Raw genomic sequence first — 18092 nt, forward strand, 5'->3', positions numbered from 1 at the left:
GCTTTCGTGCATGCTTTGTGCATGCTATAATGATTAAAAATTGAAGAAATACACAAGATTTTTGAGTGCCCTAAATTTAACTTGTTTGTTTCATTTTTTTAACTGCTTTTTATAATTTTTTCTGATGAAGTTTCCAGTATTTTTCCCAATCTGGTAACTTCTTTTTGTGTTTTGTACCATTCTATTATTTCTAACAGTTTGTGTTGTTTTATCTTTAAAAACTTGACCTATATGTCTACCTTCTACAGAATCACTATTATTTCTTGGTTCATTTTCACTCAGCATTTCTGAAGATATTAAATTTGAATTGCTTGAATAATTTTCTCCTGGCATTGCAGAATTTGAATTATTAGCATATCCTTTTTGCTTCATTTCTTTGTGTAGTGATTGTGGTTTATCAGATTTATTTTGATTTCCTTCTGAAGACTTAGCATTAATTTCATCTTGTAATGACGATTGAAGATTACTAGATTGATTACCTTCATATGAACTAGTGAATTCATTCATATCTTCTAATTCATTAGGAGCCATTTGTTGCTGATTATTTTCATTAAAATTAGGGTTCTTATTGTCGTTCGTTTGGTTATCAGATTGGCTTAAGGGATTGTTACCTTTCTTTTGTTTACTTAACATTTCTTGTGCCATACCACTTGCAAAACCACCAGTTTTTAACCCTTTATCTGCAACTTCTCCACCTAATTTACTAGCACCTTGACCAAGACCTTTCGTTACACTGCTTACACTTTTACCTAATGCGTACGTTCCTGCAATTGCACTCCAACCTGATTTAACTCCTGCATCAATGCCAAATAATCGTTCTACAATGTTTGGACCATCAATAACTGCTCTTGCGAATCCTAACATTGCTACTAAATAAACAGCGCCATCGAAGAATTCACCAATCCAGTCAGAACCAATTAAATAAATTTTCATGCTTAGAAAGATCATTATCATGACAATGAATATACTTAAGATGCTTTGAACAACTTGCTTCATCTTCTGTCCACTATGCATATCAAGAGGAGCAATAAATGTTGCTAAAGCCTGATTGAAAGCCAATTCGAAAAATAATTGTGCTAGTTTAACAGATATCGTAACAAGTACAACTGCCATAATACCTAACCTTAAAAACATGTGCCAGAAATCCCATGACCACCGATAATAATATTCATCAATGGTGAACCATCCCGTATCCAATTCAGTCAATTTAGATGTTCCGGAATCACTATAAGTTAACTTATGTGTTAAAACATCACGACCAACTTTTGAAACACCCTCGTTATGACTTTCAAATTGAAAATCAGTATCAATAGTTTCTGTGATATTAATATTGATTACATTTTCTTGTGGGATCTTATTTGGATTTTCTAAATCTGGTGTTTTCCATCCATTTAAATCAAATTGCGCTACATCTGTCATATTATCTTTTATTACTTTACTAGCAATAGTGTCATCTTCACCAACATCGATTGCGTTAATTGCTTGTGTAGAAAAACGGTCTACCTGTTTCATCCCTGACCCTAAAAGCACTACAATGATTAATGCCATAATAATATTTGTTAAGACGCCTTCACGATTAAATTTTCTCTGGAAAATTAACAAATAACCAATAAAGAGAATGTTAAACGCAAAGAGAATTACTAATACAGGTTGAAAGCTTTCAATAAAATCCACGAACTCAGGATGTTCATAGAAAAGTTTTAAACCTAAAATTCTATTAGTAACATTTTCTAAACCATTTACTACCCAAGCAAGCCCTTCGATTATCATCCAACCGATAACACGTAACATATGAACTAATGGGTTAGCAATTTCTAAATGATCAGAAAACTCTTCTAGAATTCCTACTACATTTTCATCCATTCAACAGCCTCCATCCCATGTCATTCAAAATAATCAGTTTTTACATTTTTAATAAATTCATCTACTTTTTTCTCTACTTGGGACTGTTCATTGACTCTTGCTAATTCCAATTCGCCCTTTTTTTCTCCATTTAAATAAAAACCAATGGATTGGGAGTGTAAATCAAGTTCAATATATTTTTCATATTTGTATTGATCGAAAACATAAAAATTAACATCTTCCTTTTTTGCCGCACGTTCAATTTCACGCATAATCAATTTTTCATCTTCTATACCTGACTCCAAAGCATCTTTTACATAAATAAAACCTGTTTTTTGTTCTTCTACAAACGCTTGAATATCATCTGGACTTAACTCGATAATTTCTCCTTTACCATTGATCTCTCTATTTCCGCAAGCTACTAAAAACACTATTAGAATAAAACAAACACAGCTAACTAAAAATTTCTTTACTGTCATACAGACAACTCCTTTTCCTATTAATAATTTCTTATTGCCGAAGTAAAAGAAATCCTTGAACAGTATTTGATGGAGAAATAAGATAATAGTAAATTACATCATTATTGCTTACGTACGCATCCAGTAAAACACCATTTCCATCTGGGTCATCACATTTGATAAAATCCTGTAAATACTGTGCTTCCATGGGATTTAAAGGTCTTTCCATAAAGAAAAACTCCTTTATAAACTTTTATTTTAAAAACTTTGAATTTATATATGAAAATAAATAAACTATAATCGTAGACCTTATAGCAGGAATAAAGAAGATGGTATTAGGCGTATCGCTTCTTTTTATCTTCCTGCTCTCTTAAAAACTTTCTTGTTTCATCTATCGTTGGTACATATTTACCATCATCAGAGCCTTTTTGTTGTAACCGCTCTCGCCATTTTCTATCCGTCTGCAATTGACTGTCATTCGGGGTAAACATCATTACACTTTTCATTCCTCTCCACATTTTAAAAATCCCTCCTTCTGTAATCTGCACCATTCATAACAACAACTTCTGTATTTTCCATCATTCTAGAGAAATTCCGTTCATTCACTCGTTTTTTTAGTTCACTACTACTTAAATTAGTGGTATAAATCGTTGCTTTCCCAGCACGATCATCAAGAATCTCAAACAATTTTGAAGTAGACCATTCTGTTTGTTGTTCTGAACCAATATCATCAATTACCAATAAATCTACCTGCCTGATAATATCTAATAATTCATCCTCTATCCCCCCTCCCTTGTTATACATTCGCTTAATTTTAGTTAGCAGTTTAGGAAGAGATAAGAACAAGCATTTATACCCTTGTTCCATTAACTTTTTAGTAATAGAGATAGAAAGATGACTTTTCCCTGTTCCACAATTCCCCGTAAATAAAAGGTTTTGTTCTCCATCAAATGAATTAATGTACTCCAATACCTTTTGTTTAACTTTATTTAACTCAATACTAGTAGGATTATAGTTTTCTATTGTTGCTTGTTTTAATGAATTATTGATTAACGAATAATAATTAAAGTTATCTATCAGTCTATTTCGTTTCAGGCTATAAAGAGCATGTTTTGTTTCCTCTGCAAGTTTAATATCCTCGCAAATACAACCATAATTAGTAATAATCTTGTCTCCTCTATGGGGACCGATAGGTATAATAAGTTCTTTTTGTTTTACCTGCTGATTGCAACCTTTGCAAATATAAGTTTCTAATAACGTTTGCTCTGGTTATATAACATTTTTTTTAACTCCTTCCATCAGAGGTACCTCCTAAAAGCCATAATTGTAATTATCATCATTTTCTGTTTGAACAGTTTGTTTACTATCATGAATTTCTATTTCTCTAACAGTTAATAAAGAATTATTTTTCCAATTACGAAGAATGCCTTCAATGTAATTCAGTCTTCTATTATTATTAGCGCATGCTATCTTCATCGCTTTAAGTATTATTTGCTTTGGTTGATTGAAGGAAGAATCCTCCAACCACAACAACAACTGATTTTTTGCACTGATATTATCGAGACCGAATCCATTTTGATTCCAAAATTGGATAACTTCTGACGTAGACTCTTGTTCTTGCTGTTGTTCTTTCTCTGTTTCTTTATCTATATCTATCTCTGTGTTACTTTTAGTTACTTGACTATTACTTGCCGTTACATCATTGTTACAATGTAACGCTTTTTGATTTTGTCTTTGACGATGTCTTCTAACTCTGTTTGCAGAGTCACTCTCACTACCAATCATGCCTGGAATATCGCTAAGGAAATATTCCTTATCATCAACAGTTTCTATTAATCCTTTTGAAAATAAGTAAGAGAGTGTCATTTTCACATTATCATCATCTTCATCAATATCTAACGCCAATTCATCGACGAAATCATCTCCTATACCATCAAAATAAATTTTCCCCTCATTTTCTAAGCTAAGTAGTAATAATTTCAAATAAATAATTGTAAATGTATCTCCTCCTGCCAACTTTCTTAATCGTTTAATTTCCTTTTGGTTAAAAAAAGTTTTTTTGAGCTTTAACCAATAATATTTTTTAGCCATCTTTTCTCTCCTCTCTTGCGAACACTCCATTTCTGTATCGTTATATAAATCACTCTATTAGTTCAAGCCTTTCTTTTATATCGGAGAATGTCTCCACCATTATTTCTAACAGCGTTGTAGTACTTTTCCATATAAGCTTCTACTTCTTTTCTATTAAATAGCCATTTTGAACCCAACCGAATACTAGGAAAATTATCCTCATACAACAAATGCTCGACAATCGTATTCCATGACATGTTCAGATAAGCTGACAATTGTTTTGAATTCATAAAGAAAACTTCAGATTCCAATTCTTCCAATTTCTCTTTCACTTTTTCCAGATATAAATCCTTCAAATGTTCTTCATCAATTTCAAGGTGTATCAAATAATCTCCTCCTCTTATTTTTGGTTGCTTGTTTGCTTATTATGGTTGCAACCAAATGATGTATAATGTATTTGAAAAGGGGGGACGATGTATGATTTCTAAAAATTTTGGTGAGGAAATTAAAACTGCACGAATGTATAACAAACTAACTATCCGTGAAGCAGCAAAACGAATGGGGCTTTCTCATTCTTACTTATCACAAATTGAAAACAATAAAAGAAGCATTCCAAGTCCAGAAGTAATTAAGAAGATATCAGTAGGTTTAAATACAGATTATTATTATTTATTAAGTGTTGCCGGATACAATAATGAAGCATATAAAACGCTAAGTTTCTTAAATAAATTAATTGATGAAGCACCAGAAGAATTTAAAATAGATTTTATGAAAAAACATGACCCTCATATTAGAAAATTAATAGAAAACAGGAGAAAGTTAAACGATAAACTTCCCAATCCTGAAGTGTCTATTCGTTTTCCCAATACTTTTTTTATAAATGCCGAAGTACACGACTATTTAAGACTAATGCGATTAAACAAAAAGCTTTCTAATAAGGAAATGGCGGAGAAATTAGGGATAAAGGAAGAACAATATATTAAAATGGAATCAAAGATGACATATTCTTCTTTAGAACTTGAACAATACAGTACACGTTTAGGTGAGATTTTCGGTGTCGAAGAGTTTAAAGACTGGCTATTATTTGTTTTTACAGAAACACCAAATCAAAATTTCGTTGATGATTACACTCCTGAAGATGTCATGAAAGAAATTACAGTGACGGTTCCTTCAGTAGTAAAAAAATATGATAGTGATGGAAAAGTCTTTTTCCAAAGTTATAATGAGGATCAATTAAGACAAAACTTTAGCAAACTTGAACACATACTATCCGATGATAGACTTTTAACTTATTATGGTCGTGTTCTTACTTCTAAAGATAAACAAAAAATTTTACGGATGATGGAAATCCTATTTGAATAAACTATCATTCATTTTGAAAGGAGGTGAAACTAGTGGCTTACATTCATAAACGAGGGAAAAAATGGGCTTATATCGTGAATATTGCCAAGGATTCTGAAGGCAAACGCAAGCAGGTTACCAAGTCTGGTTTTAAAACAAAAAAAGAAGCTCAACTCGCTGCCAACAAAGTAGAAAACGCGCTCGCTAATGGTACGCATTTATTTGAAACAAATATCACGTTTAAAGAACTAACCGAAGAATGGTTTGAACACTACGCAACACAAGTTAAAATCAGCAGTGTTAGAGCCAGAAGATACGCTATCAAACATTTACTGTGTATGGGATTCTGTTTCTATAAAGAAGATTACAAAACATATGTACCAAACAGAACTCGATAAACTAAATAAGAAATTCAGCAGAAACTTTATTGACAGTATCCACACTACCGCAAATATGATTTTTAAATATGCAATTAGAAAAGATTTGTTACAAAGTAGTCCTTCTGCTTCCTTTGTCATGCCCAAAAAACAAGTTACTGTGGAGGAGATTGAACAAGAAAATATACAAGAAAAGTTTCTTGAGTTAAATGAACTTAAAGAGTTTCTGTCCATAGCAAGAAAAAATGGGCTAAGTATGGATTACTTAATATTTACTACATTGGCATACACAGGTATACGCCTTGGCAAGTTGATAGCACTAAAATGGTCAGATATTAATTTTACTGATTGTACACTGCGTATCTCCAAAACTTATTATAATCCCAACAACAACAAGGATGACTTTAAGTTGTTAACGCCCAAAACAGAGAAATCCATACGTACAATCATGATTGATAAAGAGTTGGTCGAGTTATTTAAAGAGCATCGCAAAAAACAAAACAAATTAAAAATGAAACAACGAATGTTTTTTAAAGATAAGAACTTCATCTTTGCAGAAAATACGGGGAATCCAAGAGTTATGAAGATGGTTGCTATCCGTTTACAACGTCTCATGAAGCTTATGAATATCGATAAGCATATTACCCCTCATGGATTCAGACATACCCATACATCCCTCCTTATTGAAGCTGGAGCAGGTATAAAAGAGATCCAGGGACGTTTGGGGCATTCTGACATTAATACAACGATGAACATATACGCACATATGACCAAAAACATAGAAGAAAAGACCTCTCAAAAGTTCAGTGAACTAACGAAAGGTCTTCTCTAAAAGTTATTATATGGCGTATCAGAAAATATGGAAGTTAGCAATAGGTTAGCATTTTGCTAATAACCATCCCTTCAACCTTATAATATCAGGGATTTTGGGCGGTTATTACATCATGCCGCCCATAATTCAGACGATTTCCGGTAGTTTCGCATCCCCTTCTTTCATATTATCCAATTTAAAATTATCCTCACTTAAACAGAACAAATGTTCGTTTATTTTCATATTATTATTTTTCCTCGTGAGATTTCTGTGAGGTTTTAAATTTACCTCACATAATGCATAGGAACATTAGTTCTGATTCAAGGTCAATTTTTGTAGAAAAAAGTAGAATAAATGGTAAAAAGTTCTTGCAATTATTATACTATCGATAGTATAATATAAATATAGACAGGAGGTGAACAAGTGGAATACTTAGCAAAAATAACAGCCTCAGTCATATCGTTTCTATCCACCTACAAACTTTGGTTGTCCGTCCAAAAGTCAAGGTTAGAAAACGAAAAACTGAGGCAAGAACTCAAAAAGATGAGAAGGGGAGGTTAATCCCCTCTCTCATCACTAAGTATACCATAAATATAATGAAAATATTACTGATAACTTTTTTAGTGATCGCAGCCATCTTAGGAATATGGAAATTGATTTTATTAAACACCAAAAGGAAATTAATAAAAGAAAAGGAACGATTAATTAATGAGCAATCAAACAGAAGCGAATAAGAAGTGGCAGGAAAAAAACAGGGATAGAAGTAGATATTTAAGGAATCGTTCAACTGCTAGAAATTTCGTTAAAAAACAGGCAACACTAGAGGATCTGGAAGAATTAAAAGCCTTAATTAGAGAACGGGAGGTCGAGAGTAGTGAGTCTTAAATCTACTATATATAAAATACTTCGCATCTGGAATGACGTTGATGCTGTAAGGAAAGGAAAAGTAGGTAAAAGAATTGGTAGGCGTGTGACTGGTAAAGCGGCAGGCAAAACAATACGAAAGATGTTTAAGTGATCGTGAAGGGATCTGAAAAAATGCGCTGCGGGAAAGTGATATCCAGAATGACCATAAAGTCATTCTGGATGAATAATGAATACAATACAGTTATTCATCGTAACTGTTTTATGGCACTTCGTAAGGATACGGGAACTTATGAAGAGATTATCATACGATTTCATTAAAAAGCAAAGTAACTATAATTAATTTTTCTATTTTTTTTGGGGGGAGAACATGATACAACACTTCGGGGTTAACATTCGCAATAAACATGATGGGTTAAAGCTAACAAGAGATAATTACATAAAGGTAAGTAATAAAAGTTCATTAAGAAAAGGAAAAGTCTATAGCGATGAATACATAAATAAACAAAGACAAAATGCATTATATAATTATGATTTAAATATCGAATATTTTAATTCATTATCTAAACGTAAATTTAACAAAGGAATCAAAAAATTCATCAAAAAAGCCAAAGTATTTGAGGAAATAGATAATTTGAGTTCATTTGAAAATGTACCAGGTTATTATGTAATGGTGCTCGATGATTATGCTCAAGCTTATATAGGTTCCAGCAAAGATATCAAGAAAAGAATTCAACAACATTGGACCAAACAGAAAGAATTCGATCGTCTAATCTGGGGTAAAAAAGAGAACTCTATCTTATCTATAGATAGTTTTCGGGCATATGATACCACAAGAATATTTGTTTATGTTACCGAAGATCATAGGTCACAAGAAAACAATTTTATCGATTTATTCAAGGATAAATATTTATTAAACAGAACAGCAGGGGGGCTAGAAGGTTTAATGGAGTCTAATATATTTGCAAAAACAAGGGATCTATAAACCAAAATAATACTTTCTAATGTTAAAATATCCTAGATATTTGCCACCTTCTTCTAACTTGTTTCGATAGTAGTTATAAGGAGGTGTTATTATGCATGAGGGTTATTATGATGATAAATTTACGGATGCAGGAATGTCGGAAATTGTAATCAAGGAAGAGCTATCTGCAAAAGAATGGGATGTAATATGCGCTGAAAAATCTGGAGAAGTAATAACATATAAACTTGTAACCCTTCCTCCTATTCAAGAATAGGGCCATTTTGTTGAACAAGGAAATGAATTGGTACTAAGCATATCAAGGTGGTTTTACACGATAAAATATATTGCTTAGGGAACGTACGTTTGCTAGAATAAAGTAAACGACAGAGGGTGAGTTTAATGAGCAATTTAGTGCTTCGGAATGTGAATGAGGAAGACCTTCCTATTTTTTTTAAGCATCAACGGGACAGTGAGGCAAACCAAATGGCCGCCTTTACAAGTAAGGACCCTAATGATTGGAATAGCTTCGCTGAACACTGGAACAAAATACTTACGAATAAGAATATTATTAAGCAAACTATCATTGTTGAGAACACCGTAGTTGGCCATATTGTACACTTCGAGCAGTTCGGAGAACCAGAAGTAACCTATTGGATTGGAAAGGAATACTGGGGTAAGGGAATCGCAACCAACGCTTTACAAGAATTTCTAAAACAGGTTTCAATTCGTCCACTTTATGCTCGCGCTGCAAAAGACAATACTGGATCCATAAAGGTTTTAAAAAGATGTGGGTTCATGATTTCGGGTGAAGATAGCGGGTATGCAAACGCGCGTGGTAAGGATGTTGAAGAGTTTATTCTCACCCTTAACTAAAGAAATTCAAACTATAGTGTTTATTGTGTTTATTCCTTTATAGCGCGCAATTCTCTAACAAGGATTAGCGCCCAATGTTGAAGAATCGGAGCCTTTTGTTGGAAAAGGGGGAAGGTAAATTGAACAAACAGACTTTTAACATAATAGGATGGATTTTACTTTTAGTAATGGGAGTATCCTGGATTGTATTTGGTTATTCGAGCTGGTATCTGTTGTTACTCCCATTATCTTATATCAGTTTTTCAATCAGTGATGGTAGCATAAAAAAATTAGGGAAACTGTCTATATCACAAGCTACTTTAATCTTGTTTGCGTTAGCGGTATCGGTGGGTATTGTATTTGGTCTAATTCAATTAGCAAATTACGTCATTAACGAAAAATTACATCTTACAGGAGTAATCAAAACAGTCAGCCAGATAATTGCTATTATTATCTCGTTATACCCTGTTAAGCTTACGTTTGGCAGCATTGTTTATAAGATATACGGTGATTCAAATGCTAATAAAACGTAAGTATTGTTATACAATATTGTGCCAGAATAGGGCGCGATTGTTGAACAAGGAGTTGATAAAAACTTAATCACTGCATATAATAAGAACAAATGTTCTTTGAGGTGATTCCATGAATGAGGAACTAAAACAGTTAGCGCAAGATTTCATCATTCTTCCTTTTGCTGTAAAGGTATTCGAACAAGACAAAATACTTTTCAAGAAGTCTAAACAAAGTATTGTTTATCAAAGCATGATTGATGCTGTATTAGAACGAATAAAAAAAGACATGTCAGCAACAAAACAGAAATTATATACTAAGTATCATCTGGACATAAAACGAATTGGGAACACTACTTATCGTTGGAATAGCAAGGGTAATAGTGGTGTGATTGAATATTCTTCTGAGGATCTAAAAGAAATGACTAACCAAACGATGAAACGGTATATGAAAGGTACGGATTTTGAAGTAAAAGAAGGTTTTATTGATCAAGTGGATAAGCTTAAGAAAGAGAAAAACCCCCACTAATAAGTGAGGGCTTTTATTTTTATTAATAATCTTTTGTTATGTTTCACGGTAAAAAAAATAACCCTCTATAAAGAGGGTGGTATGTATCCCTAAACTTCAAGACAGAGCAAGCCCCGTCCATGCAAACCGCGCGAAGCGATTTATTCCTTAAATTTATACTACAACTTTTTTGAAATATAGTCAACAATTTTATTGAAAAAATTAAAAACAGAAATTATATTATCATGTTTTGAATATTCTTCTTTATTCCTTTTACACCTATCCATATATTCTTTTAATTCGTTATATCTGTTTCCTTTAATTTTAGTGCTAGTTATATAAGTATCATATATAAATATAAGTGAGCACAAATCATGTATTTTTGCATTTGTTACTTTATCACGAAAATCTGTTTTACAAGCTGAATTTAGAAACTTATGTAAATGTATATTAGGAATATTATTCTTAAAACTTATTTGATTCTTTCCTGTTATTTCATTTATTATTGGACTATTATGAGCTGCTAAATTCCTAATATTTTTTATGAACTTCAAATTTTTCCCTAATGGTTTATAATATCTAGTTGGTTTATTCAAATATTTATAACAATAATATTCAATAAATGCAACTAATTCTCCAAATGTAATTAACTCACAAAATACCCATATAGGCGGAGTTACATTATTAAACTTTCGATATATACCATGATTTGGATGTTTTGGATTACGTAAGGGGTTATAATAATCTTCTAAGCTTTTCTTCGATCTATTTTCTAGAAACTGCTCTACTATATCCTTACCATTCTCTTTATTATCTAGTGTGATATCTTTAACTAATTTTGTTTTCAAAGTATGTTCTAAATCTAAACACATATGTATTAAAATGTACCTTAACCTCATATCTAAAGTAGCCAAATCATTTAACATAAAAAAATCCAGGTTTAAATACTTACCATTTTCATTCTTTTCAAAGTTTTTTCTAAAGGATCTTATTTTATAAAAGAAATTAGAATTCATAAGTATTTCCTGTGCTTGTTTTTTGGTAGTTCTCTCAAACTTGATCCCTTTCTCATCTAAATGTTGAATCATCTCTTCAAACGATATTTTTCTAGTCTTTTCTATCTGTAATACCAATTCCAATCCCCCCCATTCCATGGCATTACAATTATATTAAAAAAACAATTAATAACATGATTATATTACTAATATACTAACATAAATAGGTAAATATCAGTAGGTCTCTGAAGCGAAGAGACCTACTTTTTTTATATTATCTATTGTAATACCTTACATAAGTCGGATTAGCGGTAATGTACAAGCCACTCTTAATTTGATACATGTGACCGCCATCTACTGGGAACTTATCCCGAATGACAGTAAACACTTCATCCTTATTTACAATAACAGCTTTGTCGTTCCAATCTGCTGTATTGTATGTCCATAAAGAATCTGCAAGTATTTCCACATAGCCCTGTTCTCCATCATTTCCGCCATCCTTACGACTTAACCCTAATGCACTTGCTAATCCTTCTGCATGACCTCTTGCAATTTTAGTTAGGAATGCATCAGATTTTAAAGCTGCAGCATCAGAAGCGTTGTCAATGAACCCATTCTCTGTAAGAACGGCTGGCATTGCTGATTCTCGTACCATGTGGAAGTTTGCTTCCTTCTTACCTCGATCTCTGAATTCCGTTTCAGCCACAATACCATTGTGTACAATTCCACGTAAGCGGTTCGTTTCTTCTTTTCCTGAATAGCTACCGTTATACGTATAGGATTCAAATCCTGTACCGCCTCCAGCGTTTATGTGAACAGAAACAACGTAATCGGCTCCCCAGTTATTTGCCATATTGGTACGAGAAGATAAGGTTACTGATTGATCCGTTGTACGAGATAACATTAAAGAATGTCCTTCGTATTCATTATTAAGAATGTTACGTAGCTTTAAAGCAATCTCTAAAGTAAGGTCCTTCTCTCTTAGTCCATTTGCTGTTGCTCCTGGATCGTTCCCACCATGTCCTGCATCAATAAATATTTTTGTCATAAAAAATTCCTCCTTAATTTTTTGCATTAGAAAAACGGCTTGCCCGTGTGGACTAGCCGTTTAACTACTTAATAAGCTTTGATTGTTTTAATAATGTTTTTTGCTGTTTCCCTTTAAGCGTTACATAGTTATTCTTAAACCATGCCCATGCACTAGCTGCAGCAGTAATAATCATTGTAATGATTTCCCCCCACATTTCTTGTGTGCCGGGGATTGGATTCAATCCAGCTGTAACTAGAAACTGATTAGCTAATGCTAGGATTAAAACAGCAGTACGCACGATAGTTCCTTTATCCATGTTCTCACCTCCTTAAAATATAGTGGTAAAAATGACAGTTAAAAAGCCACCGATCACGCCTGTAATAACGGCAGTCACGATAGCTTTTGTTACCATTCTTCTTATCCACTTTGTATCATCTTTAATTTCTTCCAATGTTCTACGTAAAGAGAATATCTCTTTATCATGTTCCCTGTCTTTGTATTGAAGATCTTTAATATCACCTTTCATTATTTCTTGGTCTTTTTTTATGCTTTCAATGTCTTTCTGAACGGTGTTCTGCCAAAGATCCACATGTTCCTCCTCCTTCAATGCTCGACCCCCTAACTTCCTATTTATCTAACGAAGATCATTAATGACTCTTCTTGACACCTTATTTGATGAGTCAGAGGGCATTTAATCCCTATGCCCTCGTCCCCTCCATAAAAAATAACGCCTTATTTGGCGTTTTATTGGTTACCTCTCAACTCTTCTAATTCTTTTTCTAATTCCTTAATTCTTTCTTCCCTTTGTTGTACTTCGTCAGGAATTTCTATTGTTTCCCCGTCTTTCACTTTTAAATATGGTCTTGATTCGATGATTAAATCACATTTATCTATCTGCAATGCCACATGCTTGTCTACATAAAATTGAATTCCTTCTTCTGAAGGAACCACTTGATTACCTACTTTAACGGATTTAGCACCACCGTTTTCATCAAGGACAAAAAACACCTTCATTTTATCGCCATTAACATTCGTATTATACGTTTGAATATATTCCAATACCAATCACCTCTTATAGAAAGTCTGTTAAAAACACCCGTTCCATGATAAATCTAACAAATTCCATTCGGTCGCCCCAGCTATGCGTCCATCCAATTTTGAAGGTTACTGTTCTTAACTTAAAATCTGGAACACCTAGATCGACTTGAAACTCTTCTACTCCGCTTGTACCATTTTCGAGAATCTCAAAATACAGTCGGTCGTTTGTATCATCACTGGAACCTTCCATGACGTGAACACTGATTTTTGATCCAGAATACTTTCTAAACCGAAACACTAAATACCTAGCCGAATGGATAAAATGGTACTTTTGAAAAGCTAACGCACCCAAAGCATCACGAACATCGTAATATTCCATGTTAATACCGCTTAAACCTCTTCCGTCCAGAGAACCTTTTGTTGCTCCATAAATATGGAAAGATGTTGATTCGGTTGTTCCCCCTGGAACGAATGATTGAAAAGCTCCTGTTTCTGCGTTCCCCGATGTCATAAAATGCGGATCATTACCGACAACGGTTAGCCCATTGCGTACCATTCCATTACTCATACTTATTGCACCGTCTTCACGAACAATTTCCAGCTTACCATCCCGCAGCCTTAAATTATCCCCAAAAAATCCTTCTTGTGCTTCAAGTCGTCCACTGAACGTACCTGTTGCTCCTTGAAGTTCTCCAGCGTATTTGGCATTACCGTTTGTATCGAAAAATAGCATATCTTCCCATGGTGAGTATGTGCTTGCTCTACGCTGAATAACATACCCTAATGAACTATTCATGACAGTACGAACCAGCCCATCACCTCTAGCAGTTACAAAACCATCTTCGTTTGAAATGTTAACACCGTTGTAGTTCTCTCCTTGCATAATTCCGTTAGCGTTCATGTAATCCTGTGCATCGTTTAAAGCATCCTGATAAGTTGCTGCACCAACAGCATTTGCATGTCCTTTGGCATTTTCTTCCGCTTCTTCCGCTCTATCATATGCACTATCAGCTTTATCTGAGGCAGAACTTCCCATATCAACACTAACTTCATATACGGAATATCCTGTTGGTATTGTTCCAGCAGTCCAGTCTATTCCTTCCCAGCCTGTATATTGCACATTTTCAGTAATATAACAATCGGAATTTGTCGGGTAGTTACTTGAATCTACATATACTTCTAGAAATACATCATCATATATAGAATTTGTAAGTATTCTAGCTTTACTGAAAGGTACACCTGAACTGTATCGAGATGATGAAATAACGGATATTTTAGGATTACGGTTATAATTAACTGTTGCTTCAAAACTAACTGTTTGATGGTTGCCGGATGTTCTATCTACTAAAATAAATTTTGCATACGCCCTACTACCTGCATTCATTGCAATTCGATACCATCCTGGTTCGTTTAGATTTGAACCATAATAATAGTTATTTCCAATTGTTTTAAACTTGTCAGCAAAATTAGTGTTATCATTAATTTCGTTTGGTCCAATTGGTCCTTCAGGTCCTACTGGTCCTTGTTCACCCTGTGGTCCTTGCTCTCCATCTTGTCCATCGAACACATTGGTAATGGTAATACTTCCAATTGACATAACTTCATTCAATGAATCTTGAATGATATCAACAGAAAAAGATGCCTTTTCATCTATTTCATCTGCGGTAACAGTTATTGTTTTACCGTTTTTATTCCAATTGGAAACAGGAATGCCACGTTTATCATACTTGTTCCAAATATACGTATAATTTGAGCCGTCTTTATCTACCTCTGTTCCAGATAGAAATACGGTTGCGGTAAGTTCTGTACTTCCTTCGCCATTTTTAAATGTATTCCCAGCACTAGATTCTACGGTAGTAATTAACATTCGTGCTAATCTTCGTTTGATATCCCCTTGTATGGATTCCCATATAGACTGTACTTCTTCCTCGGTATATTCAATGTAATCACCAAGCTTAACTTTTTTCTTGGATTTATCCGTAATGCTTCGATCTTGAGTGTGTACTCTAGCCTCTAGATAAAGAGGAGGATTAAATTTTGTATCCTTGATTTTGATCGTATCACCAAAACGAATTTTCTTATTTTCCATTCCTGGCACATTTTCTAAATCCGCGATGTCTCCCTCATATTCAACCACTTCATTTACTCTCTTTTCTAGCTCATTTTCGGTGAGAGTGGTTAACCTATCCAAGGTCATGTCTTGATCGCTGGATTGTGGTTCGTACGTATCCCATAAATGCTGTAATTCTCCTGTTATCGGATCAGGTCTACCCCATCGCTGCAATGCTTCCTTATCCTCGACAATCACCTCTAGTCTGGATCCATCTTCCCTTTCAGGCCCCAGACCTTTTAAAGCTGTGAAAATATTATCTGTTTTTTCAATACGCCTTAGACCGATTAAGTCTTTACCTAATTCAACCTCGCGACCACGCCATTGTCCTACTTGTTCGACCAGATCCACATATCTACCAATGACTTTGTTTCCATTTGTTTCTACTCGGAAGCGTAATTCTAAGCCGAATTCTGTTGCTATCCGTTTTAAGAAGGCATAAGGATTGGTATGCTTTTCAATATGCATCGTCCGTATGCCGCTGCCTTCAATAATGCCTGGACGCCATTCTGTGCCGTTTGTGGCATGGCTTACTAATGTAGTTGCTGTCTGTTCAGCAAATGTTTGTGGATCCATGACTTTAGCTTTTTTAAGCAAAAGATAACTTGCAGATGCAAATACCTGGGCTTCTAAACTATCTTCGTGTGTCTTCCCAGATTCCTCTATCACAAATTCCTGATAGCCTTTATCTTCAGCAGGAACAATTACCCTATTGTTTTTACCTAAATGCTTAGAGAACGATTTATCTGCAAAGGTGACAAATTCGAATGTCTCCAAATTATCTTTTAATGACTGTCTATGATTATTGTCTATGATGTTTTTAATGGATATAAAGTCTAATATATTATCATATTGTCCGTCTGTGATATGGATCATGATTTCACCTTCTACCTTTTTTTCGGTCTGTATTTTACTGTTGTTCGAAAGCTATTTGCTGGATGGGTGATTAATTGATTCTCGCCTTTTTTTAACGTAAAAAAAGAACCTCCAAAGTTCTTAAGGTCCTTTCTATCTTCGCCATTGATTAATATTTCATCGTTTACATGATCAAAGGTTATTCGATCACCGACATTAGCTATATATGGCGTTTGATCGACAGTTACTTGTGCTAATTGAAATACTTTAATATGATCAATTTTAGGCGCATAAGCTCGGTCTGTATCTGCGAATTTACCGATATGGATTTGAATGTATTTTAATTTCCCTAGATAGTCACCTAGATTATTTATGAATCTACGAGAGAGCGTTTGTACGTGTTTGTTACTGTTGTTAACTCTCGTGATATAAAAGGTAAATTCCTTCCCAACTCTTTTCAAACGCAACATTCCGTAAAAGTAATCTTGATCATAACTATAATTTTGGGAACTAATCATATAATTTTCATTTGCTCCAACATAAGGACCTATACGCCCTTCGCCTTTCTTTCTATGAATTCCTAAACTGTCATCTTTGATAGCCATCTTTCCCAGTTGATTCATATTTTCATCGAATAAAGAAAACTCAATTCTAAATGTCTGTGATGTTTCTGTAGTACGACCTTGCACCATTGCTTCTACTTCAAAATCTTGCGCCACAGGTACTTCTTTTATTAATGCAGGACCATGCCAATCAGGATCCGTAGTATCTGGGCCATAACTAGGAACAGTAATTCCATCGTTATCCGTTCCAAAGGTTCCGTCTACATATCCATTATCAAGAGAAATTGGTGAGGAATCCCATGTATCTAACGTCTGTCCCCGTTCCTCTAAAAGCAACGTTCTTGCATCTACAACCTCGCTTGTTACATCCACAGGTGTACCAATCAACATATATTCTTCGTGTTGGTTCTGAATCAAGGCAAATGGGACCTTTTTAGTTACTTCCAATTCAAATATCGGCTCTACTTCGGTTGTACCTTCATTTGTGACTATTCCTGCATCTGAGCCAAATTCCATTGTTTTTTCTTTCTCATATTTATATGGATCTGGGCAAATAATAGTAAGCTGCCCTTGATGCATGAAAGGAAATTCATCATCTTCACCTGCCTGTTCGGGAATACCATAATAAACAACATTAGGTTCATCAGGGAAAATTATAGGAACTGGTTCACTGACAGACAGTATTCCATTTAACTCATCTATTTTATTTCTTAATTCTTGGCGATTCATTGCCTTGATATTAGCTTCAATCCCTAACGGTCTTGGCGGTAAGTTTATTCTTTCTAAATGAGCGCCCGACATGCCTGGAACCTCTAATAATGATAATTCTCTATTTGTCATTCCTCTACCAGTTATTTTCTTTATTCTTAGATATGGAGAAAGGTCTATATCATTAAATAACAAGA

The 18092-nt window shown here is 34.1% G+C and carries 24 protein-coding genes; 10 read left to right on the forward strand and 14 right to left on the reverse strand.

All coding sequences use genetic code 11. From position 1 onward, the window contains the following. Window positions 1–90: 90 nt before the first annotated feature. The 7 genes from M948_RS42650 to M948_RS0122385 all read right to left on the reverse strand — a co-directional run bounded on the left by M948_RS42650 (window position 91) and on the right by M948_RS0122385 (window position 4756). Entirely contained in the window at window positions 91–1863 is a 1773-nt protein-coding gene (locus M948_RS42650) for a pLS20_p028 family conjugation system transmembrane protein (protein ID WP_021292563.1), read from the reverse strand. A gap of 20 nt (window positions 1864–1883) precedes the next feature. Continuing rightward, complete coding sequence (locus M948_RS41520) at window positions 1884–2321, reverse strand: hypothetical protein (RefSeq protein WP_021292564.1); 438 nt, start codon at window positions 2319–2321, stop codon at window positions 1884–1886. A gap of 31 nt (window positions 2322–2352) precedes the next feature. Continuing rightward, on the reverse strand, window positions 2353–2529 hold the full coding sequence (locus M948_RS43370; RefSeq protein WP_021292565.1) for a hypothetical protein: 177 nt from the start codon (window positions 2527–2529) through the stop codon (window positions 2353–2355). A gap of 106 nt (window positions 2530–2635) precedes the next feature. Next, complete coding sequence (locus tag M948_RS41525) at window positions 2636–2818, reverse strand: hypothetical protein (RefSeq protein WP_021292566.1); 183 nt, start codon at window positions 2816–2818, stop codon at window positions 2636–2638. A 1-nt stretch (window position 2819) separates the two neighbouring features. Next, entirely contained in the window at window positions 2820–3542 is a 723-nt protein-coding gene (locus M948_RS43780; RefSeq protein WP_308437227.1) for an ATP-binding protein, read from the reverse strand. A 69-nt stretch (window positions 3543–3611) separates the two neighbouring features. Continuing rightward, on the reverse strand, window positions 3612–4391 hold the full coding sequence (locus tag M948_RS43785) for a phage replisome organizer N-terminal domain-containing protein (RefSeq protein WP_021292568.1): 780 nt from the start codon (window positions 4389–4391) through the stop codon (window positions 3612–3614). Between the two features lie 62 nt (window positions 4392–4453). After that, window positions 4454–4756 carry a helix-turn-helix domain-containing protein gene (locus tag M948_RS0122385; RefSeq protein WP_021292569.1) on the reverse strand — a complete coding sequence of 101 codons (303 nt, stop codon included), beginning with the start codon at window positions 4754–4756 and terminating at the stop codon, window positions 4454–4456. 91 nt (window positions 4757–4847) lie between these two features. On the opposite strand from M948_RS0122385, the gene M948_RS42655 reads away from it, so the two are divergent. The 10 genes from M948_RS42655 to M948_RS41560 all read left to right on the forward strand — a co-directional run bounded on the left by M948_RS42655 (window position 4848) and on the right by M948_RS41560 (window position 10617). Further along, window positions 4848–5732 carry a helix-turn-helix domain-containing protein gene (locus M948_RS42655; RefSeq protein ID WP_021292570.1) on the forward strand — a complete coding sequence of 295 codons (885 nt, stop codon included), beginning with the start codon at window positions 4848–4850 and terminating at the stop codon, window positions 5730–5732. A 32-nt stretch (window positions 5733–5764) separates the two neighbouring features. Further along, window positions 5765–6109 carry an Arm DNA-binding domain-containing protein gene (locus tag M948_RS43790; protein ID WP_231378711.1) on the forward strand — a complete coding sequence of 115 codons (345 nt, stop codon included), beginning with the start codon at window positions 5765–5767 and terminating at the stop codon, window positions 6107–6109. Next, window positions 6087–6920, forward strand: a complete 834-nt coding sequence (locus tag M948_RS41540) for a site-specific integrase (protein WP_231378712.1) — start codon at window positions 6087–6089, stop codon at window positions 6918–6920. Before M948_RS43790 ends, M948_RS41540 begins: the two co-directional genes overlap by 23 nt. Before the next feature lie 687 nt (window positions 6921–7607). Further along, the gene (locus M948_RS43540; RefSeq protein WP_021292573.1) at window positions 7608–7784 is read left to right on the forward strand and encodes a hypothetical protein; all 177 of its coding nucleotides are present in this window, start codon (window positions 7608–7610) and stop codon (window positions 7782–7784) included. Then, window positions 7774–7917 carry a hypothetical protein gene (locus tag M948_RS43545; RefSeq protein ID WP_021292574.1) on the forward strand — a complete coding sequence of 48 codons (144 nt, stop codon included), beginning with the start codon at window positions 7774–7776 and terminating at the stop codon, window positions 7915–7917. The genes M948_RS43540 and M948_RS43545 overlap by 11 nt, the downstream gene beginning before the upstream one ends. 216 nt (window positions 7918–8133) lie before the next feature. Then, on the forward strand, window positions 8134–8748 hold the full coding sequence (locus tag M948_RS41545; RefSeq protein WP_021292575.1) for a GIY-YIG nuclease family protein: 615 nt from the start codon (window positions 8134–8136) through the stop codon (window positions 8746–8748). A 91-nt stretch (window positions 8749–8839) separates the two neighbouring features. Then, window positions 8840–9001 carry a hypothetical protein gene (locus M948_RS43375; RefSeq protein ID WP_021292576.1) on the forward strand — a complete coding sequence of 54 codons (162 nt, stop codon included), beginning with the start codon at window positions 8840–8842 and terminating at the stop codon, window positions 8999–9001. A 125-nt stretch (window positions 9002–9126) separates the two neighbouring features. After that, the gene (locus tag M948_RS41550; protein WP_021292577.1) at window positions 9127–9600 is read left to right on the forward strand and encodes a GNAT family N-acetyltransferase; all 474 of its coding nucleotides are present in this window, start codon (window positions 9127–9129) and stop codon (window positions 9598–9600) included. A 119-nt stretch (window positions 9601–9719) separates the two neighbouring features. Next, the gene (locus M948_RS41555) at window positions 9720–10112 is read left to right on the forward strand and encodes a hypothetical protein (RefSeq protein WP_021292578.1); all 393 of its coding nucleotides are present in this window, start codon (window positions 9720–9722) and stop codon (window positions 10110–10112) included. 109 nt (window positions 10113–10221) lie between these two features. After that, window positions 10222–10617: a hypothetical protein gene (locus tag M948_RS41560; RefSeq protein WP_021292579.1), complete on the forward strand. Its 396-nt coding sequence runs from the start codon at window positions 10222–10224 to the stop codon at window positions 10615–10617. Between the two features lie 158 nt (window positions 10618–10775). Here M948_RS41560 and M948_RS41565 read toward each other — a convergent pair whose 3' ends face one another. The 7 genes from M948_RS41565 to M948_RS41595 all read right to left on the reverse strand — a co-directional run bounded on the left by M948_RS41565 (window position 10776) and on the right by M948_RS41595 (window position 18090). Next, window positions 10776–11729 (reverse strand): Abi family protein, encoded by a 954-nt coding sequence (locus tag M948_RS41565; RefSeq protein ID WP_021292580.1) that lies wholly within the window; start codon window positions 11727–11729, stop codon window positions 10776–10778. A 136-nt stretch (window positions 11730–11865) separates the two neighbouring features. Next, the gene (locus tag M948_RS41570) at window positions 11866–12639 is read right to left on the reverse strand and encodes an N-acetylmuramoyl-L-alanine amidase (protein WP_021292581.1); all 774 of its coding nucleotides are present in this window, start codon (window positions 12637–12639) and stop codon (window positions 11866–11868) included. 64 nt (window positions 12640–12703) lie between these two features. Continuing rightward, window positions 12704–12937 (reverse strand): phage holin, encoded by a 234-nt coding sequence (locus tag M948_RS41575; protein WP_021292582.1) that lies wholly within the window; start codon window positions 12935–12937, stop codon window positions 12704–12706. 12 nt (window positions 12938–12949) lie between these two features. Beyond that, window positions 12950–13228, reverse strand: coding sequence for a hemolysin XhlA family protein (locus M948_RS41580; protein WP_021292583.1), 279 nt, complete (start codon window positions 13226–13228; stop codon window positions 12950–12952). Window positions 13229–13365: 137 nt separating this feature from the next. Beyond that, the gene (locus M948_RS41585) at window positions 13366–13680 is read right to left on the reverse strand and encodes a hypothetical protein (RefSeq protein ID WP_021292584.1); all 315 of its coding nucleotides are present in this window, start codon (window positions 13678–13680) and stop codon (window positions 13366–13368) included. Window positions 13681–13693: 13 nt separating this feature from the next. After that, window positions 13694–16645, reverse strand: coding sequence for a phage tail spike protein (locus tag M948_RS41590; RefSeq protein WP_021292585.1), 2952 nt, complete (start codon window positions 16643–16645; stop codon window positions 13694–13696). A gap of 11 nt (window positions 16646–16656) precedes the next feature. Then, a complete protein-coding gene (locus tag M948_RS41595) occupies window positions 16657–18090 on the reverse strand; it encodes a distal tail protein Dit (protein ID WP_021292586.1) in 1434 nt (477 codons plus the stop codon). Window positions 18091–18092 lie beyond the last annotated feature (2 nt).

The sequence above is a fragment of the Virgibacillus sp. CM-4 genome (assembly GCF_000445495.1).
GTDB classification, from domain to species: domain Bacteria; phylum Bacillota; class Bacilli; order Bacillales; family Amphibacillaceae; genus Virgibacillus; species Virgibacillus salexigens.